Source organism: Thioclava sp. UBA3469, from assembly GCF_002378135.1.
GTDB classification, from domain to species: Bacteria; Pseudomonadota; Alphaproteobacteria; order Rhodobacterales; family Rhodobacteraceae; genus Thioclava; species Thioclava sediminum.
Map to the genome: position 1 here is coordinate 3,126 of NZ_DFRG01000014.1, position 1,663 is coordinate 4,788.

Here is a 1,663-nt window from a genome sequence, read left to right on the forward strand (position 1 = left end):
GTGCCGATATCGCGCCCGTCGAGCACCGCACCGCCCTCGCGCGCCGCGAAATCGCGCTGAAACGCCACCAGCGCCGCGCGCACCTCGGGGATCGCAGCCACGATCGAGGCCGCCTGCCCCGCTTCCATCGTGCGCAGGTCGTCGCGCTCCAGATCCTCGGGGCAAAGCGCCTTGGCCGCCGCGATGGGCTCCAGCCCCTCGGTTTCGGATTTCATGCCGACCGCGCGATAGAGCGCGCCGGTGTCGAGATGCGCCAGCCCGAACCGCTCGGCCACGGCCCGGCTGATCGTACCTTTGCCCGCAGCGGCGGGGCCATCGATGGCGACTGTGAATTTCATCGTTTCATCCGCAAATAAACTGCCCGCAGGATCAATAGCGCCAAGGCCGTCAGGCTCAAAGTGACTGCGACGCTCTTCAGAAGCGTCCATCTGCTCGCAAAGGCGATCATGTCATCCGTTACCGTGCCGGTCCGCAACAATGCGGCGACGGCATGATTTTCGAGATAGTCAAACACAGCACCAAGAGCAGCCACGATCGACAACACCACGGCAAGCCAGCCCTTTGCAAGGGTACGGAACGCGACAATCAGCGTCACCGCCTCCAGGGCCGGAAAGACAAGATCGAGCCGCTGCTGAACCGAGAGGTAATACTGTCGCGCCGGTGCGTCCAGGGCATCGAGGAGCGTCCGGGCCTGCTCAGCACTGTAGCCACCCGGACGCAAATCGAACGGCGCCAGACCGCCCGCCGCATCCCGAAGATGCGGCAAGGTAACGAGCGTCATCGCAAGATAGACGGCCCCCGTCAGGGCCGCGAGCAGGACAAAGGCGACCTGCGCCCGGCTCACCGGTCCGCCCGGACGATCTCCGCGCCAAGCCCGGCCATCAGGTCCTCGAAGATCGGGAAGGAGGTTGCAATGGGCGAGCCATCATCGACCGAGACCGGCTGTTGCGCGGCCATGCCCAGCACCATGAAGCTCATCGCGATCCGGTGGTCGAGATGGGTCACGGCGGTGCCGCCGCCGGGCACGCCCTCGGGACCGCAGCCATGCACGATCAGCGTATCCTCGTCTTCCTCGATCTTGATGCCGTTGGCTTCCAGCCCACGCGCCATCGCGTCGATCCGGTCGCTTTCCTTCACGCGCAGTTCATGCACGCCGGGCATCCGGGTCACGCCTTCGGCAAAGGCTGCGACGACCGAGAGAACGGGATATTCGTCGATCTGCGCCGAGGCGCGCTCGGCGGGCACGTCGATCCCGTGCAGCTTGGAATAGCGCACGCGCAGATCGGCCACCGGCTCGCCGCCCTCTTCGCGCTCGTTCTCGAAGGTCAGATCGGCGCCCATCTCGCGCAGCGTGATGAAGATCCCGTTGCGGGTAGGGTTCTGGCTGACGCCCGGCACCACGATCTCGGAGCCCGGCACGATCAGCGCAGCACAGACCGGGAAAGCGGCCGAAGACGGATCGCGCGGCACGGCGACCTCTTGGGCTTTCAACTCGGGCTGGCCCTGCAGCGTGATGACATGGCCCTGCTCGGTCACTTCGGTGGTGATCTCGGCACCGAAGCCGCGCAGCATCCGCTCGGTATGATCGCGGGTCGGGGTCTTCTCGATCACGACGGTCTGACCGGGCGCGTTCAGACCCGCCAGCAGCACCGCCGATTTCACC

At 66.0% G+C, this 1,663-nt stretch carries 3 protein-coding genes; all 3 read right to left on the reverse strand.

Annotation, left to right across the window (positions count from 1 at the left end; genetic code table 11):
• A partial coding sequence (locus tag B3D39_RS01165; RefSeq protein WP_286789302.1) for a (d)CMP kinase occupies positions 1 to 338 on the reverse strand: 338 nt, incomplete at its 3' end.
• Positions 335 to 844 carry a hypothetical protein gene (locus B3D39_RS01170; RefSeq protein WP_274962934.1) on the reverse strand — a complete coding sequence of 170 codons (510 nt, stop codon included), beginning with the start codon at positions 842 to 844 and terminating at the stop codon, positions 335 to 337. The genes B3D39_RS01165 and B3D39_RS01170, both read right to left, overlap by 4 nt.
• Positions 841 to 1,663, reverse strand: an 823-nt coding sequence (locus tag B3D39_RS01175; RefSeq protein WP_286789303.1) for a 3-phosphoshikimate 1-carboxyvinyltransferase, incomplete at its 5' end; no start/stop codon positions are given. The genes B3D39_RS01170 and B3D39_RS01175, both read right to left, overlap by 4 nt.